At 65.2% G+C, this 25196-nt stretch carries 21 protein-coding genes; 12 read left to right on the forward strand and 9 right to left on the reverse strand.

Going from position 1 to position 25196, the window contains the following annotated elements; all coding sequences use genetic code 11:
- Positions 1 to 331: transposase (locus tag FOY53_RS05810; RefSeq protein ID WP_186766525.1), on the reverse strand; the 331-nt coding region annotated here is incomplete at its 3' end.
- Positions 332 to 1015: 684 nt separating this feature from the next.
- Here FOY53_RS05810 and FOY53_RS05820 point away from each other — a divergent pair.
- The gene (locus FOY53_RS05820) at positions 1016 to 1360 is read left to right on the forward strand and encodes a hypothetical protein (protein ID WP_146586685.1); all 345 of its coding nucleotides are present in this window, start codon (positions 1016 to 1018) and stop codon (positions 1358 to 1360) included.
- Between the two features lie 129 nt (positions 1361 to 1489).
- Here FOY53_RS05820 and FOY53_RS05825 read toward each other — a convergent pair whose 3' ends face one another.
- Positions 1490 to 2260, reverse strand: coding sequence for an alpha/beta fold hydrolase (locus FOY53_RS05825; RefSeq protein ID WP_146586687.1), 771 nt, complete (start codon positions 2258 to 2260; stop codon positions 1490 to 1492).
- Positions 2261 to 2384: 124 nt separating this feature from the next.
- Between FOY53_RS05825 and FOY53_RS05830 the strand changes: the two genes are divergently transcribed.
- Positions 2385 to 2759 (forward strand): hypothetical protein, encoded by a 375-nt coding sequence (locus tag FOY53_RS05830; RefSeq protein ID WP_222435226.1) that lies wholly within the window; start codon positions 2385 to 2387, stop codon positions 2757 to 2759.
- Between the two features lie 278 nt (positions 2760 to 3037).
- The gene (locus FOY53_RS05835) at positions 3038 to 4345 is read left to right on the forward strand and encodes a sensor histidine kinase (RefSeq protein WP_146586691.1); all 1308 of its coding nucleotides are present in this window, start codon (positions 3038 to 3040) and stop codon (positions 4343 to 4345) included.
- Between the two features lie 119 nt (positions 4346 to 4464).
- Here FOY53_RS05835 and glyA read toward each other — a convergent pair whose 3' ends face one another.
- Entirely contained in the window at positions 4465 to 5760 is a 1296-nt protein-coding gene (gene glyA / locus FOY53_RS05840; RefSeq protein ID WP_146586694.1) for a serine hydroxymethyltransferase, read from the reverse strand.
- A gap of 170 nt (positions 5761 to 5930) precedes the next feature.
- Here glyA and FOY53_RS05845 point away from each other — a divergent pair, with 170 nt between their 5' ends.
- Positions 5931 to 6692, forward strand: a complete 762-nt coding sequence (locus FOY53_RS05845; RefSeq protein ID WP_146586696.1) for an NAD kinase — start codon at positions 5931 to 5933, stop codon at positions 6690 to 6692.
- 358 nt (positions 6693 to 7050) lie between these two features.
- On the forward strand, positions 7051 to 7455 hold the full coding sequence (gene gloA2 / locus FOY53_RS05850; RefSeq protein ID WP_146586699.1) for an SMU1112c/YaeR family gloxylase I-like metalloprotein: 405 nt from the start codon (positions 7051 to 7053) through the stop codon (positions 7453 to 7455).
- Positions 7456 to 7507: 52 nt separating this feature from the next.
- Here gloA2 and FOY53_RS05855 read toward each other — a convergent pair whose 3' ends face one another.
- Both FOY53_RS05855 and FOY53_RS05860 read right to left on the reverse strand, forming a co-directional pair.
- Positions 7508 to 9400: a propionyl-CoA synthetase gene (locus FOY53_RS05855; RefSeq protein ID WP_146586701.1), complete on the reverse strand. Its 1893-nt coding sequence runs from the start codon at positions 9398 to 9400 to the stop codon at positions 7508 to 7510.
- A 322-nt stretch (positions 9401 to 9722) separates the two neighbouring features.
- Positions 9723 to 12002: an NADP-dependent malic enzyme gene (locus tag FOY53_RS05860; protein ID WP_146586703.1), complete on the reverse strand. Its 2280-nt coding sequence runs from the start codon at positions 12000 to 12002 to the stop codon at positions 9723 to 9725.
- A 193-nt stretch (positions 12003 to 12195) separates the two neighbouring features.
- Between FOY53_RS05860 and FOY53_RS05865 the strand changes: the two genes are divergently transcribed.
- The 6 genes from FOY53_RS05865 to FOY53_RS05890 all read left to right on the forward strand — a co-directional run bounded on the left by FOY53_RS05865 (position 12196) and on the right by FOY53_RS05890 (position 18396).
- Positions 12196 to 12705 carry a cytidine deaminase gene (locus tag FOY53_RS05865; protein ID WP_146586705.1) on the forward strand — a complete coding sequence of 170 codons (510 nt, stop codon included), beginning with the start codon at positions 12196 to 12198 and terminating at the stop codon, positions 12703 to 12705.
- Positions 12705 to 14006: a thymidine phosphorylase gene (locus FOY53_RS05870; RefSeq protein WP_186766526.1), complete on the forward strand. Its 1302-nt coding sequence runs from the start codon at positions 12705 to 12707 to the stop codon at positions 14004 to 14006. The genes FOY53_RS05865 and FOY53_RS05870 overlap by 1 nt, the downstream gene beginning before the upstream one ends.
- Positions 14007 to 14136: 130 nt before the next feature.
- Positions 14137 to 15342 carry a phosphopentomutase gene (locus FOY53_RS05875; protein WP_146586707.1) on the forward strand — a complete coding sequence of 402 codons (1206 nt, stop codon included), beginning with the start codon at positions 14137 to 14139 and terminating at the stop codon, positions 15340 to 15342.
- Entirely contained in the window at positions 15342 to 16373 is a 1032-nt protein-coding gene (locus FOY53_RS05880) for an adenosine deaminase (protein WP_146586709.1), read from the forward strand. Before FOY53_RS05875 ends, FOY53_RS05880 begins: the two co-directional genes overlap by 1 nt.
- Positions 16370 to 17002 (forward strand): uracil phosphoribosyltransferase, encoded by a 633-nt coding sequence (gene upp / locus FOY53_RS05885; protein ID WP_146586711.1) that lies wholly within the window; start codon positions 16370 to 16372, stop codon positions 17000 to 17002. Before FOY53_RS05880 ends, upp begins: the two co-directional genes overlap by 4 nt.
- Before the next feature lie 89 nt (positions 17003 to 17091).
- Positions 17092 to 18396 carry an SPOR domain-containing protein gene (locus FOY53_RS05890; protein ID WP_146586713.1) on the forward strand — a complete coding sequence of 435 codons (1305 nt, stop codon included), beginning with the start codon at positions 17092 to 17094 and terminating at the stop codon, positions 18394 to 18396.
- Positions 18397 to 18508: 112 nt separating this feature from the next.
- Here FOY53_RS05890 and FOY53_RS05895 read toward each other — a convergent pair whose 3' ends face one another.
- Both FOY53_RS05895 and FOY53_RS05900 read right to left on the reverse strand, forming a co-directional pair.
- The gene (locus FOY53_RS05895) at positions 18509 to 19534 is read right to left on the reverse strand and encodes a hypothetical protein (RefSeq protein ID WP_146586715.1); all 1026 of its coding nucleotides are present in this window, start codon (positions 19532 to 19534) and stop codon (positions 18509 to 18511) included.
- A 107-nt stretch (positions 19535 to 19641) separates the two neighbouring features.
- Entirely contained in the window at positions 19642 to 21267 is a 1626-nt protein-coding gene (locus FOY53_RS05900) for an AMP-binding protein (RefSeq protein ID WP_146586717.1), read from the reverse strand.
- Between the two features lie 115 nt (positions 21268 to 21382).
- Here FOY53_RS05900 and FOY53_RS05905 point away from each other — a divergent pair, with 115 nt between their 5' ends.
- Positions 21383 to 22027 (forward strand): sulfotransferase family 2 domain-containing protein, encoded by a 645-nt coding sequence (locus tag FOY53_RS05905; protein WP_146586719.1) that lies wholly within the window; start codon positions 21383 to 21385, stop codon positions 22025 to 22027.
- Positions 22028 to 22208: 181 nt separating this feature from the next.
- Here the strand turns inward: FOY53_RS05905 and FOY53_RS05910 are convergent, their stop codons facing one another.
- Positions 22209 to 24407 carry a 3-hydroxyacyl-CoA dehydrogenase NAD-binding domain-containing protein gene (locus FOY53_RS05910; RefSeq protein WP_146586721.1) on the reverse strand — a complete coding sequence of 733 codons (2199 nt, stop codon included), beginning with the start codon at positions 24405 to 24407 and terminating at the stop codon, positions 22209 to 22211.
- A 192-nt stretch (positions 24408 to 24599) separates the two neighbouring features.
- Positions 24600 to 25142, reverse strand: a complete 543-nt coding sequence (locus tag FOY53_RS05915; protein ID WP_146586723.1) for a hypothetical protein — start codon at positions 25140 to 25142, stop codon at positions 24600 to 24602.
- Positions 25143 to 25196 lie beyond the last annotated feature (54 nt).

Here is a 25196-nt window from a genome sequence, read left to right on the forward strand (position 1 = left end):
GCGGGCCATCTGCGCGGCGATGGGGAATCTGCACGGCCAGGGTCTTTTGCCTGCGGCACAGCGTCGAGAAGTCCGGCCCCGCCAACTTCAGCAAGCGCGCCACCATGCCAGCGGTCTGGCGCAGCGGCAGCTTGAACAGGATCTTGATCGACAGGCAGAACTGGATAGCCGCATCGGAAAACACCGCTGGCCGTCTGGGTCGCCAGTCACCTGGCGCGCGCCAGATCATGTCCTTGTCGACCCGGACCAGCAGCGATCCCCGCTTCCGCAGCGATGCGTTGTAGCTGGACCAGTTCGTCGTGCGATAGCGGATGGGAGATGGCTTGCTCATACCGCGCGTCTAACGGCATGGATTCACAAAGTGAATCCTCCGTCGTCAGACTGGTGCAACAACGCCCATTACAACCAAATCCGGCCGCATCCGTCACTGCGCAATCTCACGCCCAACGAGTTTGTCGCCAAAATGACGTTGCAAAAGCAGGCCGCATAAGGCCAGAATTCTACACGCGGATTCTCCAAAAGGCTGGAGGAGTGTTGGGTCTCAGGTCAAGCCTGATGTTCCTTCAGGATACCAATGATCTGTTCTTCGCTGAAACGGCTTTTCCGCATCTTCTGTCTCCTCGTTTGGAGAACAGACTAACCCAAAATCGCGGACGTTTCAGGGGGGCAGGTCACCCAGCAGGCGCCTCGCTGCAACAATCAAGCTACCTGAAAGGATCACGCTGCATGATTGCATGCGTCAGGGGGCCTTGAACGCCTTTCGCAGACAGTGTGGCATCGTGCTTGGACCTGATGGCGGGGACGGGCAGGGGCCGCCGGGCGCCTTCGGTTTGAACCCGGGCCGGATTGCAGTTCGAGCGTGGGGTTTCCGGCGTTGGTCAGGGTGCTGTAGGAAACGTGAATTGAATTTGTCGCCCCGCCGCCCTATACCTTCTTGCAGGCATGGACGCGTGGAACAGGGGGAGCAACCCTCGGGCATGGGTTCTCGGGATCGGGCAGTTTCAGGGGCAGTTGGATGAGGATACTCTCTGGAGTTTTGGCACTTGCGCTTGTGGCGGGGTGTGGCGGGCAACGTCAGCCCGAGAGCTATGGCCGGGTGACGAAGTTTTCCTCGGGACCGATCAGCAAGGCCTGTCTGGCCAGTGAACGCAAAGCGCGCAATCCGCAGCTGTGCGGCTGTATCCAGACCGTGGCGGACCGCGAGCTGAGCGGGCAGGACCAGCGCGTCGCGGTGACTTTCTTCAAGGATCCGCATCGCGCGCAGGAAATCCGGCAATCGAAGCGCCCCAATCACGAAAGTCTCTGGTTGCGCTACAAGGCCTTTGTGTCCAGGGCCGAAGCGAGTTGCACCGGCTACTGACCCCCAGGCGCTGGCCGCAGGGGGCGTGAGTATTTTTCAAGAGAAGAAACCCGGTGGCTGAGGGGCGCCGGTGTCCGCTGACCGGGTGCGCCGGTGGCTGGTCGCGCGGTTCACAGCCCCTCGACCGGCTCAGTGCCGCGCGGCGAGATCCAGAAAGGCCCGAACCGAGGCTTCGTATTCCCGGGGTTTTTCGGCGTGCAGGTAATGGGTTGCGCCCGGAATTCTGGCGAACCGCGCCTTGGGAAACAGCGCGCGGATGGCGGGGCGGTGTTCGGGCAGGACATAGTCGGACGCGCCGCCCGACAGGAACAGCGTCGGATGCTCGAACCGGGCGTCCATCTGCGGAAAGTCCAGGATGCCGGGCATGTCACGCGCCAGAAGGTCGAGGTTCAGCTTCCAGCGCTTTTCCCTGACGTCCAGCGACTGGGTGAAGAAGGATTGCAGCGCCGTGTCCTGCACATGCGCCGCCAGTTGTGCCACGGCATCCGCGCGTCGTTCGACCCGGGTCAGATCCACGGCCTGCATCGCCTTGACGTGCTGGATCTGGGTGTGGGCGTAGGCCACAGGGGCGATGTCGGCAACGATCAGGCGGCCGACGGTTTCGGGGTGGGTCAGGGCGAGCACCATGGCCGCCTTGCCGCCCATCGAATGCCCCATCACATCCGCGGTGCCGCCCTGGGCGGCAATCACATCGGCCAGATCCGCGGCCATGTCCGGGTAGGTGTGGCTGTCGGTCCAGGGACTGTCGCCATGATTGCGCAAGTCCACGGCGATGACCTGCCGTGTGTCCGACAGACGTTTTGCAATCACCCCCCAATTGCGCGCCGAGCCGTAGAGGCCGTGCACGATGATCAGGGGCGGCTGGTCGGTGGGTGTGCCATGGAGGATCTGGTTCAGCATGGGGAGGTCATACTGCGACCCGGGCCGCAGGGCCAGAGGCTCGGTGGTTGTCGCGGCACTGAAATCGCAGGACGATGCGGATTCGGGCTTCTGCCCTGTCGTGCGGCGGGCTAGCCTGCTGCGGATGGATGAGCCTCAGGATATCGGTGTGCAGGCCGCGCGGCTGGAAAAGCTGCTCGAGGAGCGCTTCAGTGCCCGCCGCGGCACGCTGGCGCAGCGGGTGGCGCGGGTGGGACGGGAACTGCCGCGGTCGGTCCGGCGCGATCTGGGGCGTGTGGCCGAGGCGGCCGATGTCTCGGGGCATCCGAAATTGTCGATGCGAATTGACAGGGCCCAGGTGACAGCGGCTTCGCTGCGGGCGGAATCCTATCTGCGCAATGTCGATGCCGGTTTCCGCAGGCGCGGCAAGTGGCTGGGAGTGGCGGCCGGGTTGGTGATCAATCTGGCGCTGGGTCTGACCTTGCTGATCGTGGTACTGCGCTGGCGCGGGTTCCTCTGACAGACCAAGCCGGTCCGGGGCGGGGGGGCGGCTTGCCGGGGCGGATCCGGTGGCGCAGGCTGAATTCACGCCTGCCGAAGATGGCTTTCTGGGCCGCTGTGTACAACTGAACCCCTGGCTGCGTGGGCGAGTGTTTCCCCTGTGGGGACGACGCCCCGATTGTTCATTGGACTCAACAGCTTAATTATTGTTCTATCACCTGTAAAAGTCTTTATGTTCGGCCGGGCGACAGCGAGCTGATCGCTCAAGATTTGGCAGCGACAGGTTCAGGATCAGAGTTGGATTACAAGGACGAGATCAACCGTCACTATGCCCTTGAATACGGGGAGGGGCCCGAACTTGTGGTGCGCCTTGTCGGTGCTCTCGGGGGCGCTGCACTGCTGTACTTCTACACCGGCTGGAACACTGCCCTGGTCTGGGGCGCTGGATTTGCCGGTACAAACCTGGTCTATTACCTGTTTCTGAAGTCGCGCATCCAGCGCGAGCCGGACAGAATTTCACGGAGCGACAACCTGCTCTCCTCCGGTCTGTTCCTGATGGTGCTGATCAGCTTTCTGTGGATGCCGACCCTGCTCATATCTCAGCAGGACAAGGCGCTGACGGTTGTCGGCGCCTGTCTGGTGGGTTGTGTGCTCGTCATCCTGGTGCGGCGCAGCGACACCCTGCGCGTCCTGATCGCCGGAGAAATCGCGGTTGTCGGGGTCGCAATCGGGACAGCCATCGCTGTGCTGATCCCCGCCTTTGACGACACAGTGGCGAGGATCGGGGTGGCCCTGTCTGCCGCGGCACTGCTGTGGTATTTTGCGCGCACGCTGCTGTTCGTTCGGCGCCAGCGCCTGATGGCCGAAGACTCGGCCAGACGTGCGTCACAGGTTCAGAAAATGGCGGCTGTCGGACAGCTTGCCGGCGGCGTGGCGCATGATTTCAACAACAAGCTGACCGCCATACTGGGCAGCTTCGATCTTTTGGCCGAGATCGAGGATCCGGCAGAGCGAGAGGCCATACTAGACGGCGCACGAACCGTGGCGGTCGACGCCGCGCGGACCGTCAAACACCTGATGGTGTATGCCCGCAAGGAACCGATGCAGATCGCTGTTCTGGAGTGCGCCGACCTGCTGGACGAGGTGGTGCGCCGCGCCCGCGGGGTCATTACCGGCACAATCCGGATTGACCTGCGCCGCACCAACCAGCCGCTCATGGTTCTCGCGGACCGCGAGCAATTGCTGATGGCGCTGATCAACCTCGTGGTAAATGCGGTGGATGCGATGCCGGAGGGGGGAAGCCTGGTCCTGGGCGCAGAGGCGGTTTCGCTGTCGGCGCCTGTCGCTCTGGCGGACGGCACCTTTCTGACGGCGGGCCCGAATGTCGCGATCTTCGTGGAGGATACGGGCCTCGGCATCCCGGCGCGGATTTTGCCGCAGGTTGTCGAGCCGTTCTTTACCACAAAGCCCGTGGGCAAGGGGGCAGGCCTGGGGCTTTCGGCAGTGCTGGGGCTGGCCCGCGAACTGCGGGGCGGGCTGGGCATTACCTCGACGTCGGCGGGGACGCGCGTGACCATCTACCTGCCGCGCCAGCCCGGCGACTGACCCGCGCCAGGAAAAGCTCTGACCACCGGGCTGCCGCAGCCCCGGCAAGCAAAAAGCCCTGCCGACAGCAATGTCCGCAGGGCTTTTCGTTCTTGATCACAAGTGTCGAAGCCGGTGCCTCAGAGGTTCGGGTACAGCGGGAAACGGGCGCAGAGGGCTGCAACCTCACCCTTGACCTTGTCTTCGACCGCGCCGTTGCCGTCTTCGCCGTTGGCGGCAAGCCCGTCAACGATCTCGTTGATCCAGTCACCGATCTGGCGGAATTCCGGTTCGCCGAAACCGCGGGTTGTCCCCGCCGGCGAGCCCAGCCGGATGCCGCTGGTCACGGTGGGCTTTTCATCGTCAAACGGCACGCCGTTCTTGTTGCAGGTGATGTGCGCGCGACCCAGCGCCTTGTCGGTGGCGTTGCCCTTGACGCCTTTGGGGCGCAGGTCCACCAGCACGATGTGGCTGTCGGTGCCGTGGGTCACGGTTTCCAGCCCACCCTTGTGCAGCTGATCGGCCAGCGCCTGCGCGTTGGTGATCACCTGCTTGATGTAGGTCTTGAACTCGGGGCGCAGCGCTTCACCAAAGGCCACGGCCTTGCCGGCGATGACATGCATCAGCGGGCCGCCCTGGATGCCCGGGAAGATGGCCGAGTTGATCTTTTTGGCGATCGCCTCGTCATTGGTGAGGATCATGCCGCCGCGCGGGCCACGCAGGGTCTTGTGGGTGGTGGTGGTGGCGACGTGCACATGCGGGAAGGGATCCGGATATTCGCCCGCCGCAATCAGACCGGCAAAGTGGGCCACGTCGGCCAGCAGGTAGGCCCCGACCGAATCCGCAATTTCGCGGAATTTGGCAAAATCTATCTTGCGCGGAATGGCCGAGCCGCCGGCAATGATCATGGCCGGCTTGTGCTCGGCGGCGAGGGCGGCAATCTGGTCATAGTCGATATCCAGCGTGTCACGCCGCACGCCGTATTGTACCGCATTGAACCATTTGCCCGACTGGTTGGGCCGGGCGCCATGGGTCAGGTGCCCCCCCGCGTCCAGCGACATGCCGAGAATGGTGTCGCCGGGCTTGATCAGCGCCTGGAACACGCCCTGGTTGGCCTGGCTGCCGGAATTCGGCTGCACGTTGGCAAAGTCACAGCCGAACAGTTCGCAGGCGCGCGAAATGGCCAGTTCCTCTGCCACATCGACGAACTGGCAGCCGCCATAGTAGCGGCGTCCGGGATAGCCCTCGGCATATTTGTTCGTCATGACCGAGCCCTGGGCCTCCATTACGGCGGCAGAGACGATGTTTTCGGACGCAATCAGCTCGATCTCGTCGCGCTGGCGGCCCAGCTCGTTGCGGACCGAGGCGTAAAGCTCGGGGTCGCGTTCGGCGAGGGTTTCGGTGAAAAATCCGGTGTCGCGGTGCGGGGCATTCATGGCAGGGCCTCCCAAGGGAATCTGAGGTGCGTGATAGGGGGGGTCGTAGCGGAAACCGGGGCCCGCGCAAAGTGCCCAATGCGACGTTGCCGTCTTAATACCGGCACGGTGCTGGCGCAGACCCGCAACATGTGGTTGTTTCGGAAACGAAAAGTCCGGCGGGGAACCTCATGTCGCTTCGAATTGCCTTTACTGCGAGCAACGCACCCATCGCGCAGGCGGCGCGGGAGTCGCTGACTCGGCAATATGGCGATCACGCAGAGCACGGGGCGGATGTCATCGTGGCGTTGGGGGGCGACGGCTTTATGCTGCACACGCTGCACCGGACCCAGTCGCTGGCGCTGCCGGTCTACGGCATGAACCGCGGCACGGTCGGCTTTCTGATGAACGAATACTCGGAATATGGTCTTGGCGAACGGCTGGAGGCGGCCGAAGAGGCGGTGATCAATCCGCTGTCGATGCACGCTGTGACCATGGATGGCACCGTGCACCACGAACTGGCAATCAACGAAGTGTCGCTGCTGCGCGCCGGACCGCAGGCCGCCCGGTTGCGGATTTCGGTGGATGACCGTCTGCGCATGGCCGAACTGGTGTGCGACGGCGCCTTGGTGGCAACGCCGGCGGGCTCGACCGCCTACAACTATTCCGCCCATGGCCCGATCCTGCCCATCGGCTCGGATGTGCTGGCACTGACGGCGATGGCGGCGTTCCGCCCGCGACGCTGGCGCGGGGCACTGCTGCCCAGCACGGCGGTGGTGCGTTTCGAGGTACTTGATCCCGACAAGCGACCGGTCATGGCCGAAGCGGATGCCCGCGCGGTACGCGACGTCGTCCAGGTCGACATCCGCTCCGAGCCCAGCATCGCGCACCGGGTCATGTTCGACCCCGGGCATGGCCTGGAAGAGCGCCTGATCCAGGAACAGTTTGTCTGACGGCAAGGTGCGACTCCGGACCGGCGCGCAAGCTATGCGGAACTTTGCGATGCGCGCAGCCGTACCCAAGGACGCGCCATTCGTCGCTTATAGACGGCCCTGATGATGCAGGATGTGCTGCGCCGCTCCGAAAGTGCCGGTGTCTTGCCACGCCTGTCAACGCCACTTGGCTCCCGGCCTCGGGTCATGCCAACGCGCATGCAGTGCGATGACGGTGGACGCAGCGCGCATCGGCCCAAGCACGCCCGGCAAGCCGCCGGTCCCCCGGGGGCCGCGCACGCCCAAGGTTTCCGGTATGATCACAAGAGGCTTCGCTCTGGCAGCGGCGGGTCTCCTGCGTTACCCTGTTTCAGGCAGGATGTCGGGGGCACGCAGATTGAATATCCAGGGATTGCATCATGTTGCGTTGATCAGCTCCGATTATGAAGCGAGCAAGCGATTTTATACCGAGGTGCTCGGGTTGTCGGTGATCGCGGAAACCTTTCGCGCGGCCCGCGACAGCTGGAAGCTGGATCTCGCCGTGCCCGGCGGCGGTCAGATCGAACTTTTCAGCTTTCCCGGCGCGCCGCCGCGCCCGTCGCGTCCCGAGGCTCAGGGGCTGCGCCATCTCGCGTTTGTGGTGCCCGATGTCGACGCGGCCAAAGCGGCGCTGGAAGCGCAGGGGGTGGTGGTCGAACCGGTGCGCACGGATGCGCTTACCGACAGGAAGTTCACCTTTTTCCAGGACCCGGATGGCCTGCCTCTGGAACTCAACGAGGGCTGACGCCTGTCACCGTCCGCGTGTGCCGCCGGTCAGACCGGCGGCGCGCTGTCGCTTAAGTTTTTGCATATCCCAGGCTTTTGAGTGCCTCCCGGATTTCGTCGAGAATGGCCGGATCGTCGATGGTCGCAGGCACCTTGAAGTCGGTCCCGTCGGCGATCTGGATCATCGTGCGGCGCAGGATCTTGCCCGAGCGGGTCTTGGGCAACCGATCCACCACGGAGCACAGCTTGAAGGCCGCGACCGGTCCGATCTGGTTGCGCACCAGTTTGACGCATTCCGCCGTGATTTCGCTGTGCGGACGGTTCACGCCTTTGGTCAGGCAGACAAAGCCCATCGGCAACTGCCCCTTGAGATCGTCGGCCACGCCGATCACCGCGCATTCGGCCACGTCCGGATGTGAGGCCAGCACCTCTTCCATGCCGCCGGTCGACAACCGGTGACCAGCCACGTTGATCACGTCGTCGGTGCGCGCCATGATCCAGAGGTATCCGTCGGCATCCTTCATCCCGGCATCGCCGGTTTCGTAGTACCCGGGGAAATGCGACAGGTAGGATTTGCGGAATCGGTCTTCGGCATTCCACAGGGTCGGCAGGGTGCCGGGCGGCAGCGGCAACCGGATGGCGATGGCGCCCAGGCTGCCCGCGGGCAATTCATGTCCACCCTCGTCCAGAATCCGCACGTCATAACCGGGCATCGCGACCGTGGGCGATCCGATCTTCACCGGCAGCGGCTCGATTCCCGCCGGATTTCCGGCGATGGTGTAGCCGGTTTCGGTCTGCCACCAGTGGTCGTAGACCGGTTTGCCGGTCAGTTTCTGTGTCCATTCGATGGTGTCGGGGTCGGCGCGCTCGCCGGCAAGGTAGATGGCGCGCAGGCCGCTGAGGTCGTACTTTTTCAGGTACTCGCCTTTGGGATCTTCGCGTTTGACGGCGCGAAAGGCGGTGGGGGCGGTGAAGAAGCTCTTGACGTCATGCTCTTCGATCACCCGCCAGAAGGTGCCGGCATCGGGGGTGCCCACCGGCTTGCCCTCGAACACGATCGAGGTGTTGCCGTGGATCAGCGGGCCATAGCAGATGTAGGAATGGCCGACGACCCATCCGACATCCGAAGCCGCCCAGAACACCTCTCCGGGGTCGACATTGTAGACATTCTTCATCGTCCAGTTCAGCGCCACCAGATGGCCGCCAGTGGGGCGCACGACGCCCTTCGGGGCACCTGTCGTCCCGGAGGTGTACAGGATATAGGCCGGGTGGCTGCCCTCGACAGGCAGGCACTCTGCCGGGGTTGCTCCCTCCTGGAACGCGTGCCAGTCAAAATCAATGCCGTCCCTGAGATCCGCAATGGCCTGTTCGCGCTGCAGGATCACTGTGAACTCCGGCTTGTGCCGGGACTGGGCCATCGCGCCGTCGATCAGCGGCTTGTAAGGGATCACCCGCCCGGGTTCGATGCCACAGGAAGCGGCAAGGATCGCCTTGGGTTGCGCATCGTCGATGCGCAGCGCCAGTTCGTTTGCGGCAAAGCCACCAAAAACCACCGAATGGATCGCGCCCAGCCGGGCGCAGGCCAGCATGGCGACAATCGCCTCGGGAACCATCGGCATATAGATGACGACACGGTCACCTTTTTCGATCCCGCGTGCCTTCAGCGCACCGGCCAGCGTGGCGGTCAGGGTCTTGAGCTCGGCATAGGTGATCTTTGACTGGGTTCCGGTGATCGGGCTGTCATGGATCAGCGCCACCCGGCTGCCATTGCCGGCAGCGACGTGCCGGTCAACGGCGTTCCAGCAGGTGTTGACCATGCCATCCGCAAACCATTCGTAGAGGTCGTTGCCGCGGTCGAACAAAGCCTTTGACGGCTTTTGATCCCAGTCGATGGCTTCGGCTGCCTGCAGCCAGAATGTCTCTGGGTCCGATTGCCAGCTCTGATAGACGTCCTTGTAACCCATGGTCCTGTCCCCTCCGATTTGGCATAGCGTTACGAAAGCACAGGCAGCGGGGCAAGCCTGTTACCGGTCACAGGCTTGTCCTGTCACACGGGAATTTGCAGATTTCGCATAAGCTCTCTGCAAATATTTGCAAAGTACCGCGGGATATGCGGTTCGTCCTGCCCGGTCCCGGGTTCTGCAAATTTGCTAACACGATTCTGCGAAGCGCGAATCGCCTCCGGATGTGGCCGTTGGTGCCGGGGGATGCCGATCAGCCAGTCGTCGGCGCCCGGCGCGGCGCCCGATGTCCGGGATGCACAGGCAATGACGTACCGGCGGAGACTCAGCCGTAGGCGGCGACCGGCGTACCGGCGATGGCGGCCATGTTCAGCAGACCGCGCGCGGTGATCGATGGGGTGACGATATGCGCGTGATTGCCCATCCCCATCAGGATCGGACCGACTTCCAGACCGCCGCCCTTCATCTTGAGAATGTTGCGCACGCCCGACGCGGCATCGGCATGTCCGAAGATCAGCACATTGGCGGCGCCCGTCATCCGGTTGGACGGCAGCAGGCGGGCGCGCAGTTCCGGATCCAGCGCCGCGTCCACGTTCATTTCGCCCTCGTAGCAGAAGTCGCGCGGCGCGGAATCCAGGATCTGGATCGCTTCGCGCAGGCGGTTGCCGCTGCCTTCGCCCTGATTGCCGAACTGCGACTGCGAACACAGCGCGATGTTGGGCGTGATCCCAAAGCGGCGCACGTGGCGGGCGGCGGCGATGGCGGTATCCGCCAGCTGCCGCGGTGTCGGATAGACATGCACATGGGTGTCGGCGATGAACAGCGGCCCGTCCTCGAGGATCATCAGCGACAGTGCGCCGACCGGGCGCAATTCGTCGGCGGCCAGCACCTGGGCGACATAGTTCAGATGCCAGCGGTATTCGCCGAAGGTGCCGCAGATCAGACTGTCCGCTTCCTTGCGATGCACCATGACCGCCCCGATGGCGGTGGTATTGGTGCGCATGATCGCACGGGCAATGTCCGGCGACACGCCGCGGCGGGCCAGAATGGCGTGATAACTTTCCCAGTAATCCCGATAGCGCGGGTCGTTTTCCGGGTTCACGATCTTGAAGTCGCGGTCCGGACGGATTTCCAGCCCCAGACGTTCACAGCGCGAGTCAATCACGTCGGGGCGGCCGATCAGGATCGGTTGCTCGGTGGTCTCCTGCAGGATCGCCTGCGCCGCGCGCAGCACCCGCTCGTCTTCGCCCTCGGCAAAGACGATCCGGCGTGACGCGGTGCGCGCCGCCTCAAAGACCGGCCGCATGAGCAGCGCCGACTTGTAGACATTGGCGTCGAGCTTGGCCTTGTAGGCCTTCATGTCGTCAATCGGCCGGGTTGCGACGCCGGTTTGCATGGCCGCCCGCGCCACGGCGGTCGAGACAACGCCGGAAAGACGCGGATCAAAGGGTTTCGGGATCAGATATTCGGCCCCGAACGTCAGCTGTTCGCCCTGATAGGCGGCGGCGGCCTCGGCGCTGGTGGTGGCGCGGGCCATGGCGGCGATGCCTTCGACGCAGGCGATTTCCATCTCGTCATTGATGGTGGTCGCGCCGACGTCCAGCGCGCCGCGGAAGATGAAGGGAAAGCACAGCACGTTGTTGACCTGATTGGGAAAATCCGACCGGCCGGTGGCAATGATCGCATCCGGGGCCACGGCGCGGGCGGCGTCGGGCATGATTTCCGGGTTGGGATTGGCCAGGGCAAAGATGATCGGGCGGGCGCTCATCCGGGCGACCATGTCCGGTGTCAGCACATTCGGCCCGGACAGGCCCAGGAACAGATCGGCCCCGGCGATGACATCGTCCAGAGTGCGCTTGTCGGTCACCTGCGCAAAGGCGGATTTCTGCGGGTTCATGTCGACTTCGCGGCCCTCGAACACCAGGCCGTGGACATCGCACAGCCAGATATTCTCGCGTTTCACACCCAACTTGACCAGCATGTTGAGGCAGGCAATCCCGGCGGCGCCGCCGCCGGTGGACACGATCTTGATGTCTTCGAACGCCTTGCCGGCGACATGCAGGGCATTGAAGGCGGCCGCCCCGACCACGATGGCGGTGCCATGCTGGTCGTCGTGAAAGACCGGGATGTTCATCCGCTCGCGGCACAGCTTTTCAACGATAAAGCAATCCGGCGCCTTGATGTCCTCGAGGTTGATCGCTCCGAAGGTGGGCTCGAGCGCGCAGACGATATCCGCCAGCTTTTCCGGGTCGCTTTCGTTCACTTCGATATCGAAGCAATCAATGTTGGCGAACTTCTTGAACAGGACGGCCTTGCCCTCCATCACCGGTTTGCTGGCCAGCGCGCCGATGTTGCCCAGACCCAGCACCGCCGTGCCGTTGGTCACGACGGCAACGAGGTTGCCGCGCGCGGTGTAGCGGGCGGCATTGGCCGGGTCGGCCTTGATTTCGAGACAGGCCTCGGCGACGCCGGGGGAATAGGCCCGCGCCAGGTCACGGCCGTTGGCCAGGGGTTTTGTCGCGCGGATTTCAAGTTTCCCGGGTTTGGGGAATTCGTGATAGGCAAGCGCCGCCTGGCGCAGGGTTTCATTAGAGCTGTCGGACACGGGCGGCCTCCTGCGGAAATGGGTGGTTCAGGGCTAAACCACTTGCGTGCCCCGGGGAAGGGACTGGATTTCGCGTAGCAGTTTCGCCCGGCATTTGTAAATGACCATAGCGGCGTTGACGGCGGCGGAAGCGCCGGTCGCGGAGCCGCTGAAGCGGCTGTCTTCCGGGTCCGGGCACAGGCCCGATTGCGGCATGCGAATATCTCTGACGACCGGGGTTTCCGGCAGTTCTGCCGCAGGGTGCCCCGGCGCCAGGCTTGCAATCCGTGCGCCCGCTTCGCAACATGCCGGACAGACGAGGAGACGGACCATGACCCTGAAAGACGCCGCAACAGCGGTACGCCTGAACGCCTATGCACCCTATTCCGGCTTCCGGGTCGGGGCAGCCCTTCGCACGCCCGGCGGACAGGTCTTTGCCGGCTGCAATGTCGAAAATGTCGCCTATCCCGAAGGCACCTGCGCCGAAGCCGGAGCCATCGCCGCGATGATCGCTGGCGGCGAGTCCAGGATCGCCGAGATTTACGTGATTGCCGACAGTCCCGACCCGGTGCCGCCCTGCGGTGGCTGTCGGCAGAAACTGGCGGAGTTTGCCGGTCAGGATGTGGTGGTGACGATGGCGACGGTGGCCGGTTTCGAAAGAACCGCGACGGTGGCGGAACTGCTGCCCGGGGCTTTCGGCAAGGGGCACATGGAGACCACCTGATGGATGCCCGCCGCATCATAGCCTGTCTGCGCCGGGGCGAGGAGCCATCGGACGCGGCGCTTGCATGGTTCGCGGCGGGGCTGGCCGATGGCCGGGTCAGCGATGCCCAGGCCGGGGCCTTTGCCATGGCGGTCTGCCTGCGCGGGCTTTCGGATCCGGGCAGGGCGGCGCTGACGCGGGCGATGCGCGACTCGGGGCGGGTCCTGCGCTGGGATCTGGACGCGCCGGTGCTGGACAAGCATTCGACCGGCGGGGTCGGGGACTGTGTATCCCTGGTTCTGGCCCCGGCGTTGGCGGCCTGCGGGGTTTACGTGCCGATGATTTCCGGGCGCGGCCTCGGACACACCGGCGGCACGCTGGACAAGATCGAAGCCATTCCGGGGGTCGTGACCACCCTGGACGAGAGCCGGTTTCGCGACGTGGTGGCGCGGGCAGGCTGCGCCATCGTCAGTGCCAGCGCTGACATCGCCCCGGCAGACCGCCGCCTGTATGCGGTCCGGGATGTCACCGCGACGGTCGAATCGCTGGATCTCATCTGCGCCTCGATCCTGTCCAAGAAGCTGGCGGCCGGGCTGGACGGACTGGTTCTGGACGTCAAGGTCGGATCCGGCGCCTTCATGAAAACCGACGACGACGCGCGGTCGCTGGCACGGGCGCTGGTCGCCACGGCCTGTGCGGCGGGCTGCCCGACAACTGCGCTGATCACCGACATGTCGCAGCCGCTGGCTCCGGCCCTGGGCAATGCGCTCGAGGTCGATGCCGCGCTGCAAGTCCTGACCGGGGCGGCGCAGGGACCGCTGGCCGAGCTGAGCCAGGAGCTGGGCGGGGCGCTGTTGCACAGGGCAGGCTTGAGCGGGTCGGCTGCGGCGGGGGCGCGGCGCATTGCCGAGGCGCTTGCCTCCGGGGCGGCGGCAGAGCGTTTTGGTCGGATGATCGCGGCGATGGGCGGGCCGCTGCGCTTTGTCGAGGACTGGCGTCGCTTCCTGCCCGAAGCCACGGTGATCCGCGAGGTTCCGGCCCCGGAGGCGGGGGTGATCAGCGCCATCGACGGCGAAGCTCTGGGGCTGGCGGTGGTCGCGCTGGGCGGCGGGCGTCAGGTGGAAAGCGATGTTGTGGATGCCTCGGTCGGGCTGTCCGAGGTTCTGCCGATGGGCACCCGGGTCGAGAAAGGCCAGCCGCTGGCCCGTGTCCACGCCGCGCGCACCGACGCCGCCGACGCGGCTGTGCAGGCGGTTCGGGCGGCGGTGCGCCTGGGAACCGGTCCGCAGATCGGTCCGCTGGTGCGGGAGCGGGTGGAGTGATGGCGCCCGGGCCCGGCGGTGTCGCGGCGGCGCGGGCAGGAACGAGGGGCGCTGCCCCTCGCGCTCCCCGGAGTATTTGCAAAGAGAAGAAACAACGGTGCCGGGCGCAGGCCCGGACAGGGAGGCGACGATGAGAGCGTTTCTGGTGGTGATGGATTCGGTCGGGATCGGCGGTGCGCCGGATGCCGGGGAATATTTCAACGGCGCGCTGCCTGACACCGGATCCAATACCGTTGGGCATATCGCCGGGGCCTGCGCCGCGGGGGCGGCGGAACAGGGGCGTTCGGGGGCTCTGCACCTCCCGGTTCTGGACACTCTCGGGTTGGGCGCCGCCGTGCGCCTGGCGTCCGGCGCGCCGACGCCGGGGCTGAGCCGCGTACCGACCGGGCGCTGGGGCGCGGCGACCGAGACCTCTCGCGGCAAGGACACACCGTCGGGCCATTGGGATCTGGCGGGGCTGCCGGTGCCCTGGGAGTGGCACTATTTTCCCGACAAGCAGCCCGCGTTTCCGGAAGCGATCGTCCAGACCGTCGGCGCGCTGGCCGGAACCGACGGAATTCTGGGCAATTGTCACGGCTCGGGCACCGCGATGATCGAGCGTTTCGGCGCCGAACATCTGCGCACCGGCAAGCCGATCTGCTACACCTCGGCGGACTCGGTCTTTCAGATCGCGGCACATGAGGACACCTTTGGTCTGGAGCGGTTGCTGGCCCTGTGCGCCGCGCTGGCGCCGCATCTGCATGCAATGAAGGTTGGCCGGGTGATCGCGCGCCCGTTTGTCGGCACCGAAGGCGCATTCCGGCGTACCGGCAACCGGCGTGACTATGCGATCACGCCGCCCGCGCCGGTGCTGACCAACTGGGTGCAGGATGCGGGCCGACGGGTCTTTGCCGTGGGCAAGATCGGCGACATCTTTTCGATGCAGGGAATCGACGAGCTCTGCAAGGGAACCGACGCCGAGTTGATGCGCCACCTGGGAGATCTTGTGGACCGGGCGCCGGACGGCAGCCTGACATTCGCCAATTTTGTCGAATTCGACAGTCTCTGGGGGCATCGGCGCGACGTGTCGGGCTATGCCCGGGCGCTGGAGTGGTTCGACGGCGCCATCGGCGGACTACTTCCGCGTCTGAGGGCCGATGACCTCTTGTGTCTGACTGCGGACCACGGCAATGACCCGACATGGCACGGCACGGACCACACCCGTGAGCGCGTGCCGGTGCTGATACATGGCCTTGGCAGCGGATCGCTCGGCCATGTCGCCTTTGCCGATGTTGCCGCCTCTGTTGCGTCGCACCTGGGCGTAAGGTCCCTGGGACCGGGAAGGAGTTTTCTGTGATGACCCGTCGTGAGGACCGTGAACCGCTGAGCGAAGAGGATCTTGCCGAGATCGCCGCACTGCCCAAGGTGGAACTGCACCTGCACCACGAAGGCGCGGCGCCGCCTGCCTTCATCCGCGGCCTGGCGCAGGAAAAATCGGTCAACCTCAGCGGTGTCTTTCGCGCCGACGGCTCTTATGCCTATCGCGATTTCGTGCATTTCCTGAACGTTTACGAAGCTGCGACGCAGGTGCTGCAGACGCCGCGCGACTATGGTCGTCTGACCACCGCCCTGCTTGAGGACTGTGCCGCAAATGGCGTGATTTACTGCGAAACCTTCCTCAGCCCCGATTTCTGCGGCGGCGGCGACCTGGGGGCCTGGCGGGAGTATCTGCACGCGATCCGTGAAGCGGCAGAGGCAGCCGAGCGGGACATGGGGGTTGTCCTGCGCGGCGTCGTCACCTGCGTGCGGCATTTCGGCCCCGACAGGGCCAAGCCCGCCGCACGCTGCGCCGCCGAGACCGCAGGGAACTGGATTGTCGGTTTTGGTATGGGTGGCGACGAGAATCGCGGCGAATTGCGCGACTTTATGTACGCTTTTGATATGGCGCGCGAGGCCGGTCTGAAGCTGACGACCCATGCCGGAGAGTGGCGCGGCCCCTCCGAAGTGCGGGCGGCCGTCGAGGAGCTGCGCGTTGCCCGCATCGGTCACGGCGTGCGGGCGATCGAGGATCTGGCACTGGTGGATCTGCTGGCCGAAACCGGGGTGGTGCTCGAGGTCTGCCCCGGTTCGAACGTGACGCTGGGGGTGTATCCGGACCTTGCCGCGCATCCGATTGCCCGCCTGCGCGAGCGGGGTGTAAAGGTGACTGTCTCGACCGACGACCCGCCGTTTTTCCACACCAACATGCGGCGTGAGTATGTCAGCCTTGCGCAGACCTTCGGCTGGGACGCCGACACGCTGCGCGCCGTAACCCGCACCGCGGCCGACGCCGCCTTCTGCAACACGGACACCCGCGACAGGATCCTCAAGCAACTGGACACAAAATGACCGAGCATCTTACCATCGTTGATCACCCGCTGGTGCAGCACAAGCTGACGCTGATGCGGGAAAAGGCCACGTCGACCGCTGTCTTCCGGCAGTTGCTGCGCGAGATCAGCCAGCTGCTGGCCTATGAGGTGACGCGCGGACTGCCGCTGACCAAGCGCCGGATCGAAACCCCTCTGAAAGAGATGGAAGCCCCGGTTCTGGCCGGCAAAAAGCTGGCGCTGATCTCGATCCTGCGGGCCGGGAACGGGCTGCTCGACGGGGTGCTGGAGCTGATTCCCTCGGCGCGGATCGGTTTTGTCGGTCTTTACCGGGACGAGGTCACGCTGCAGCCCGTGCAGTATTATTTCAAAGTGCCGGAATCGCTGGAGGACCGGCTGGTGATCGCGGTTGATCCGATGCTTGCCACCGGCAATTCCTCGGTTGCGGCCATTGACCTGCTCAAGCAGGCGGGGGCGACAAACATCCGTTTCCTGTGCCTTCTCGCGGCCCCGGAAGGCGTGGCGCGGATGAAAGAGGCGCACCCGGATGTGCCGATCATCACAGCCTCGCTCGATAGCCACTTGAATGAAAAGGGTTATATCGTTCCGGGACTAGGGGATGCGGGTGACCGCATGTTCGGCACTAAATAAGCGGTATCAACGCTTTACAGACTCCGGCAGATCCGGCATCCTGACCGGACATCTGGGGAGATGACATGCGATTGAAACGACTACATTTGGTGGCCCTTCTGGCCGCGTCCGTCAGCAGTGCCGCCGCGCAGGGAAACGAGATCCCGGCAGAGTTCCCGCCAAGCTCGTTCCAGGGCCGCCAGTATGTCGACAGCAAGGGCTGCGTCTTTGTGCGCGCCGGGATTGATGGCACTGTGAACTGGGTGCCGCGGGTCAACCGCCAGCGGCAGCAGCTTTGCGGGGCCAAGCCGACCTTTGCCAGCGCGCCGGAGCCGGAACCGGATGCTCCGCGCGTTCGTCAGGCAACGGTGATCACCCCGCCGCCCGTGACACAGGCCGATCCCGCTCCGGTGCAGGCGGCAGCACCGGCTCGAGCGCCCGCGCCGACCGCCAAACCCAAACCCGCGCCGGTCCGCAGCGCTGCGGCCACCCCGGCGCCGATGCGCACCGTAGCCTCGATCCAGACGCCCCGGCCCAAACCGACGCCGGTTCAGACCGTGCGCGCTGCCCCCCGGCCCGTCGTGCCGCGGGTTGTGCAGGCCGCGCCGAAACCATCCGTACCGCCCGCGCCGCTGACCACCTATCGATCGGTCGAGGCGGCGTGCCAGACCGGTGCGACCTATGTCACACGCCATTCGCGTGAGGGCACGCTGATGCGGGTGCGCTGTGCGCCGCAGTCGCCGTCGCACGTGACACTGGTGCGGCGCGGAGAGGCGCCGGGTGCAGGCAAGAACGTCTATTACAACCGGTCTCAGGATGCCCGCTCCGTTCCGGGCAGCACCCGGATCGTACCGCGCCAGGTCTATGAAAAGCGTGACGATCAGGTGGTGAAAGTGCCCGAGGGCTATCGCGGGGCGTTTCAGGACGACCGCCTGAACCGCAATCGGGCAAATCAGTCGGTTGACGGGTATCTGCAGACGCAACTGGTCTGGACCAACACCGTGCCGCGTCGTCTGGTCGACCGGCATTCCGGTCGCGACGTGACCGCCAAGTATCCCAAGCTGATCTATCCCTATACCGACTACGCGACGCAGAATGCCGCGCTTTCGACCAGGAGCAAGGTTCAGGTGCCGGTCAAATCGCGTGCGGTGGCCAAAGCTGCGGCGCCCCGGTCCGGTGTGGCCGCGCCGCAGGGCCGGTTTGTGCAGGTCGGCACATTCGGGGTGCCGTCGAATGCACAGGCAACCGGGGCACGTCTGCAGCAGATGGGCCTGCCGGTGACCTACAGCAATTTCCGGAAGGGCGGGAAATCGTTCCGCGTGGTGCTGGCCGGTCCCTTCAGCAACGGTGCGCAGCTCGACGCCGCCCTGGGTTCTGCCCGGCGGGCAGGGTTTGGTGACGCCTTCGTGCGCTGATCACCGACAGCCCTGTGATGACGCTTGCGCCCGGTCCTGAACCGGGCGTTTGCTATTCGGGGAGTAGCGGTGTGCGGTCCGTTGACGGCTGCGGCATGGCCCGGGAAAACGGTCAGCCGCCGCAGATGCCCTGCAGCCGAATCCAGTCGGCATCGGACAGAACCTGGCGGCTGCCCTCCTTCTTGCGCGGGTCGGCCTCGATCAGCGGCAGGGTGCTTTCCCCGGTGACGTCCTCGGCATAGGCATAGGGCGTGGTGCGCAGTTCAGCGGCGGCAAAGGCGTCGACCAGACGGCCGGGCGGCTCGCGCGGCGGTGTCTCGACCAGCAAAGCCTCGGCGTAGTCGTCCAGAACCGCCTCGGGCAGCGATCCGGTGGTCAGCAATGTCAGGCTGGGCCACAGTCCGACATGCCGCAGCAGGCCCTCCAGCGGATCCCGGCCCCTGCGCCGCACCGCTTCGGCCAGCACATAGCCCGCGGTGACGTCGGGGTCTTCGGGGTCTTCGATCAGCGCACGGTTCAGCAGGATGCGGCCGCCGGGCAGGTGCACCGTCTTGCGCACCCCGTCGCGCAGTACCACCAGCGCTTCGCGGCGGTTTTCGCCCAGAATCCGGGCCGCAAGAAGGCGCAGCGGTTCCTGCGCCTGGGGGGCGGCACAGGGCATTCCGGCAACGCGGGTGATCCGGTCGAGCAGGGCATCGCCGATTTCGATGCGCTTGACGTTGGGCACAACCTTGACCGTGTGACGCAGCAGGGCGTCGGGCAGCCAGAACACCGCCAGGCCGACCACAAGAACCGCGATTCCACCGGTGATCCAGACCCGCAGCTTTCCGGGGCGCGGGCGACGGCGTTCGATGGCGCGGCGCACCCGTTCCAGCGCATCGATCATCACCGCCTCCGAGGCAGGCAGTTCGAGTGTTTCGCCGGGGTCGCCATCGGGATGGTACAGGGCCGGCAGCGCGCCCTTGTTGATCCGCGACACAGCGGCCAGCGACCAGTGCGCCAGCACCCTGTCGCTGGTATCGGTGATGGTCAGCGAGGCATCCCCCAGAGACACGACAACGTCGCGGCGCTGCGCATCCGGCGCGGGCCGCCAGAGACCGGACGCCTCAAGCCGTTGGTATTCGTTCAGCGCTGTCATGCGGGCTGCTGCTCTGCCTCATATTTGCGCCAATCCTAACCGCTGCCGAGCTCCGAGGAAAGCCCGCACCGGCCCGGGCGCAGCGGCCGGTCCGGTTTGCCCCGGCGTTACATTTTCCTGGCAAGGTTGCGCAATTCGAACTTCTGGATCTTTCCGGTCGAGGTTTTGGGCAGTTCCTGAAACACGACCATTTTCGGCGTCTTGAACCCGGCCAGACGGGCGCGGGCAAAGGCGATCAGCGCCTCGGACGTGACATCTGCCCCCGGCTTCAGCTCGACAAAGGCGCAGGGGACCTCGCCCCATTTTTCGTCGGGTTTGGCGACCACGGCGCAGAGGTTCACCGCTTCGTGCGCCATCAGCACGCCCTCGACCTCGACCGAGCTGATGTTTTCGCCGCCCGAGATGATGATGTCCTTGGCGCGGTCCGCGATCTGGATGTGCCCGTCCGGGTGCAGCACCGCGATGTCGCCCGAGTGGAAGTATCCGCCGGCAAAGGCCTCGGCCGTTGCCACGGGGTTCTTGTAGTACCCTTTCATCACCCCGTTGCCGCGGAACATGATCTCGCCCTTGACGGCACCGTCGCGCGGCACTTCGGCCATCGCGTCGTCCATCACGGTAACGTGTTCTAGGAAAGGCATCGCCACACCCTGCCGCGCCTTGATGGCTGCGCGGTCGTCCCCTTCCAGCGGATCCCAGGCCGCCGACCACAGGCATTCGGTGCCCGGACCATAGGTTTCGGTCAAACCGTATACTTGGGTGACGTTGAATCCCATCGGTTCGATCTTGGCCAGGGTGCTGGGGGCGGGGGGCGCGCCGGCGGTGAAGACCTCGACCGTGTGGTCAAACCTGCGCCGGTCCGCGACCGGGGCGTTGACCAGCATGTTGAGCACGATCGGCGCGCCGCCGAAATGGGTGGCCCCCTCGTCGGCGATGGCATCAAAAATCGCGCGTGCGGTGATGTCGCGGCAGCCGACAAGGGTGCCGCCCAGTACCGGCATCATCCAGGTGTGGCACCAGCCGTTGCAGTGAAACAGCGGCACGATTGTCAGGTACACCGGATGCAGCACCATACGCCAACTGACGATCTGCCCCATGGCGTTCAGATAGGCACCGCGATGATGGCACACCACCCCCTTGGGCCGGCCGGTGGTGCCCGAGGTATAGTTCAGCGACAGGCTTTCCCACTCGTCCTGCGGCATGTGCCAGTCATAGGCCGGATCTCCCTGGGCCAGCAACGCCTCGTAGGTCTGGTAGCGCCCGGTCGCGGGGAAACCGGCGTGGTCATCCGGCACTTCGATCAGGACCGGTTTTTCGCCGTCCATCGCCTCGCGCGCGGCTTCGGCGAGGTCCAGGAACTGGGTGTCCACCAGCAGGACCTTTGCCGCGCCGTGACCAAGGATATAGGCCACCGTCGCCACATCCAGCCGGGTGTTGATGGTGTTGAGGACGGCGCCGCAGGCAGGCACGCCAAAGTGCGCCTCGGCCTGCGGCGGCAGGTTCGGGATCAGCGTCGCCACGACATCGCCGGGCCGGACCCCCATCTGCGCAAGGGATGAGGCCAGTTGGGTGCAGCGGGCGTGATACTCGCGGTAGGTCTTGCGGTGGGGGCCGTAGACGACCGCCGGGTGATCGGGAAACACCTCGGCTGCCCGGCGCAGGAACGACAGCGGGGTCAGCGGCGTGTAATTCGCCTGGGTCTTGTCAAGTCCCGTCTCATCTGCCAGCCAGCCCATTGTCACACTCCTTCTTGGCGCCACCTCGGCTGACTATGCGCAGCTTTGGCACGCAAGAAAAGGCCGACGGATGTCGGGGATTCCCCTTGCGCCTGCGCGGCGCTAGTCTGCCACCATGATCATCTCGCCCGGCCGCGGCTATATCTTCGTCCACATTCCGAAAACCGGCGGCACCTCGATGGCGCTGGCGCTGGAATCCCGGGCCATGCGCGATGACATCCTGATCGGTGACACGCCCAAGGCCCGGCGGCGCAGGGGGCGATTGAAGACGTTGAAAACAACCGGTCGACTGTGGAAGCACAGCAAGCTTGCCGACATCGACGGGCTGCTCGGGCCAGAGCAGATCGCGGCGATGTTCACCTTTACGCTGGTGCGCAATCCCTGGGACCGGCTGGTGAGCTATTACCACTGGCTGCGGGTGCAGACCTTCGCACACCCGGCAGTGCAGCTTGCCCGGACCAGCGATTTTGCGGCCTTTGTCACCGATCCGGCAACGTCGCGCGCGATGCGCGCCCATCCGTATTCCAGCTACCTGCGCTGCGCGGACGGCACCCTCCGGGCCAGCGCCTACCTGCGCCTCGAGCACCTGACCGAGGATCTGCCGCAGGTGCACGCGGCTCTGGGATTTGTGCCGGAGATGCCGCACGAAAACCGCTCGACGCGCACCGCGGAGTACCGCGGGTTCTATTCGGATGCGACGGCGCGTCATGTGTCCGAGATCTGCGCCGCGGATATCGCACAGTTCGGCTACGCGTTCTAGGCAGCGCGGCGGGCGGAGGCCGGGTCTGGTCGCAGGGTGCGGTCACGCGCACTGCCGGGGTTCCGGACGGGTGGAACGGTCAGGCTTGAGGGCCTGTTGCGCGACGGTTCGGTATGGCGGGGCCGGTCCGTCAGGACCGGCCCCGCCACCCGGCGACGCGCGCCAGCGCGGCGCAATGCTCTCAGGCGGCGTCAGCCTTGGCGGCGAAGCGGCCGTAAAAGCTCTGTCCCTTGTCGGCCATTTCGCGCAGCAGCGCCGGGCAGGCAAAACGCGCGCCAAACCGTTCGCTCAACTGGTCACAGCGCTCGGCGGCATAGGGCGCGCCGATGATGTCGAGCCACGAGAACGGGCCACCCGACCAGGGGGCAAAGCCCCAGCCCAGGATCGCGCCGACATCGCCTTCGCGGATGTCCATCAACACGCCGTCCTCAAGCGCGCGCACCGCTTCGAGCACCTGAGCGAACAGCAGCCGGTGCTGCACTTCGATCAGGTCGGGCTGATCCTTGGCCACGGGGTACTGCGCGGCCAACCCGTCCCACAGGCCCAGTCGCTTGCCCTTGTCGTCATAGCTGTAAAAGCCGGCCTTGGACTTGCGGCCCAGTCGGCCCTGGCCTTCCATGAAGAAGATCACCTCGTCCACCGCGCCGTCAGGATAGGCGTCCCCCATGGCCGCCTTGGTGGCGCGGGCGATTTTGGCGCCAAGGTCGATCGAGGTCTCGTCCACCAGCTGCAACGGCCCCAGCGGCATGCCGACCTGACGGGCCGCGTTTTCCACCAGCGCCGGCGCGACACCCTCGGCCACCATCCGCATGCCCTCGTTGATGTAGGGAATGATGCACCGGTTGGCGTAAAAGAAGCGGGCGTCGTTGACCACGATCGGGGTCTTGCGGATCTGGCGGACAAAATCCAGCGCCTTGGCCACCGCGCGGTCGCCGGTTGCCTTGCCCTTGATGATTTCGACCAGCATCATCTTTTCCACCGGGGAAAAGAAGTGGATGCCGACATACTGTTCGGGCCGCTGGCTCGCCTTCGCCAGATCCGAGATCGGCAAGGTCGAGGTGTTGGTGGCAAAGATGCAGTCTTCGGGGATCACCGACTCGACATGGCGGGTGACTTCTGCCTTGATCTTGGGGTCCTCGAACACCGCCTCGACGATCAGATCGCAGCCCTGCAGCGCCGCGTAATCCGTGGTGGCGTGGATGCGGCCCAGCAGCGCGGCCTTGCTCTCTTCGGTCGCCTTCTTGCGGGCGATGCCCTTGTCCATATAGCTCGCCGCATAGGCCTTGCCCTTGTCGGCGGCCTCCTGCTTCTGGTCCAGCAGGACAACGTCGATTCCGGCCTGGGCGCTGACCAGCGCGATGCCGGCGCCCATCATGCCAGCGCCGAGAATGCCAACCTGGCGCACCCGCTGATCCGGCACATCGTCCGGACGCACAGCCCCTTTCTCCAGCGCTTCCTTGTTGATGAACAGCGACCGGATCATCGCGCCCGAGCTGGGGTTCATCAGCACGTTGGTGAACCAGCGCGCCTCGATCTTCAGCGCGGTGTCGAAGGGCACCAGCGCGCCCTCGTAGACCGCCGAGAGCAGCGCCTTGGCCGCCGGATAGACGCCCTGGGTCTTGCCGTGCACCATCGCGCTCGCTCCGACAAAGGTCATGAAGCCGGCCGGGTGGTACGGTGCGCCACCGGGCATCTTGTAACCCTTGGCGTCCCAGGGTTTGAGGATATCGGCATCCCTGGCCTGCAAGACCCATGCCTTTGCCGCCGCCACCGGATCGGCGACCACCTCGTCGATGAGACCGGCGGCCTTGGCCTTGACCGGGTCGCTGAGCTTGCCTTCGAGCAGGAAGGGCGATGCCGCCATGGCCCCCATCTTGCGCACCAGCCGCGTGGTGCCGCCGGCGCCGGGAAAGATGCCGACCATGATCTCGGGCAGGCCGATCTTGGCCTTGGGATTGACGCTGGCAAAGATCCGGTGCGTCGCCAGCGGCAGTTCCAGACCGATGCCGAGCGCAGTGCCGGGCAGGGCGGCGGCAATCGGCTTGCCGCCCTTGTTGGTCTTGGGGTCCATGCCGGCGCGCTCGATCTTGCGCAACACGGCGTGCATCTGCATCACGCCTTCGAACAGACCGCGCGCCGGTTCGTCGCCCGCGTCGTCCTTCATCTTGGCGATAACGTTCAGATCCATGCCGCCGGCAAAACTGTCCTTGCCGCTGGTGATGACGATGCCTTTTACGTCCGTGTCCGCCAGCGCGGCGTCGACCAGCGCGTCCAGGTCGGCAAAGCCCTGAAGTGACATCACGTTCATCGACTTTTCCGGCACGTCCCAGGTGATGACCGCGACGCCCTCTGCATCCGTCGCCATGGTGAAATCGCTCATGTATCTTCTCCCTCTAAAGGTGTCTGCGGGCCGCGCCGGGCGCGGCGTGTTCCCAGGTATTGCAGGCGTCGCGGCCTGACGCCGTCACCCGGACCGGCAGCGCCGGTCCGGGGACGAAATGTTGTTCCGCCGGTGGCGCATGCCGCGCCCGAACCAGCCTGTCGGCCGGGTCCAGTCCCGGTGCCGCAACGGTCATTTCCTGTCTGTTTCGGCCGCGGGAGGCTGCAGGAAGGCGGGTTCCTGCGGCAGGCCGGTCGCCGACTCGCTTGGTGGCCAGGGCGCGCCGAGCGTCGCATCCGCAGCGCTGTCCTGCGCCGGGGCGACCCGCGGCAGAGCAAACGGCCATTGGGTATTGATCAGCCCCGATATCAACCCGACGGCCTTCCAGCCGTTTTCGAAGCGACGCAGGCAGACCGCAGACTGGAACGGTTCTACCACCGGCTTGGCATTTTTCAGGATATTCGTCGTGTAGAGCCCCCAGAGATCGCCGTTGGCAACCGTTTCGGTATCGCAGACCCGACGGATCAGGTGTGTGGCCCGCTGATCATGCATCATCGAAACCCAGGCGTCGAACCCGTCGCGCAGCATGTCCTCGTCCCCGATCAGCCAGTCCCCGCCCCCCCGAGTCTTGATGCCAATCGGCAGGTGCAAATTGTCCAGATAGGCTTCAAAATCATTCTGCATCAGCAGATCGCCAACGCTATCCAGCCAGCTCTGTACAATTTCCTTGGACATGTTGCGCATACTCCCTGCGTGCCTGTGCAGGCAGCTTGGCACGGTTGACCGGAA

It is taken from the genome of Puniceibacterium confluentis, from assembly GCF_007923445.1.
Lineage (GTDB): Bacteria > Pseudomonadota > Alphaproteobacteria > Rhodobacterales > Rhodobacteraceae > Puniceibacterium > Puniceibacterium confluentis.

Coding starts and splice junctions, on each gene's coding strand:
- FOY53_RS05855 (WP_146586701.1), bottom strand. CDS start 9,400: ATGGGTTACAAGGACGTCTATCAGAGCTGGCAATCGGACCCAGAGACA.
- FOY53_RS05875 (WP_146586707.1), top strand. CDS start 14,137: ATGAGAGCGTTTCTGGTGGTGATGGATTCGGTCGGGATCGGCGGTGCG.
- FOY53_RS05820 (WP_146586685.1), top strand. CDS start 1,016: ATGAGGATACTCTCTGGAGTTTTGGCACTTGCGCTTGTGGCGGGGTGT.
- FOY53_RS05845 (WP_146586696.1), top strand. CDS start 5,931: ATGTCGCTTCGAATTGCCTTTACTGCGAGCAACGCACCCATCGCGCAG.
- FOY53_RS05905 (WP_146586719.1), top strand. CDS start 21,383: ATGATCATCTCGCCCGGCCGCGGCTATATCTTCGTCCACATTCCGAAA.
- gloA2 (WP_146586699.1), top strand. CDS start 7,051: ATGTCGGGGGCACGCAGATTGAATATCCAGGGATTGCATCATGTTGCG.
- upp (WP_146586711.1), top strand. CDS start 16,370: ATGACCGAGCATCTTACCATCGTTGATCACCCGCTGGTGCAGCACAAG.
- FOY53_RS05870 (WP_186766526.1), top strand. CDS start 12,705: ATGGATGCCCGCCGCATCATAGCCTGTCTGCGCCGGGGCGAGGAGCCA.
- FOY53_RS05825 (WP_146586687.1), bottom strand. CDS start 2,260: ATGCTGAACCAGATCCTCCATGGCACACCCACCGACCAGCCGCCCCTG.
- FOY53_RS05915 (WP_146586723.1), bottom strand. CDS start 25,142: ATGTCCAAGGAAATTGTACAGAGCTGGCTGGATAGCGTTGGCGATCTG.
- FOY53_RS05865 (WP_146586705.1), top strand. CDS start 12,196: ATGCGAATATCTCTGACGACCGGGGTTTCCGGCAGTTCTGCCGCAGGG.
- FOY53_RS05900 (WP_146586717.1), bottom strand. CDS start 21,267: ATGGGCTGGCTGGCAGATGAGACGGGACTTGACAAGACCCAGGCGAAT.
- FOY53_RS05880 (WP_146586709.1), top strand. CDS start 15,342: ATGACCCGTCGTGAGGACCGTGAACCGCTGAGCGAAGAGGATCTTGCC.
- FOY53_RS05830 (WP_222435226.1), top strand. CDS start 2,385: ATGGATGAGCCTCAGGATATCGGTGTGCAGGCCGCGCGGCTGGAAAAG.
- FOY53_RS05910 (WP_146586721.1), bottom strand. CDS start 24,407: ATGAGCGATTTCACCATGGCGACGGATGCAGAGGGCGTCGCGGTCATC.
- FOY53_RS05895 (WP_146586715.1), bottom strand. CDS start 19,534: ATGACAGCGCTGAACGAATACCAACGGCTTGAGGCGTCCGGTCTCTGG.
- glyA (WP_146586694.1), bottom strand. CDS start 5,760: ATGAATGCCCCGCACCGCGACACCGGATTTTTCACCGAAACCCTCGCC.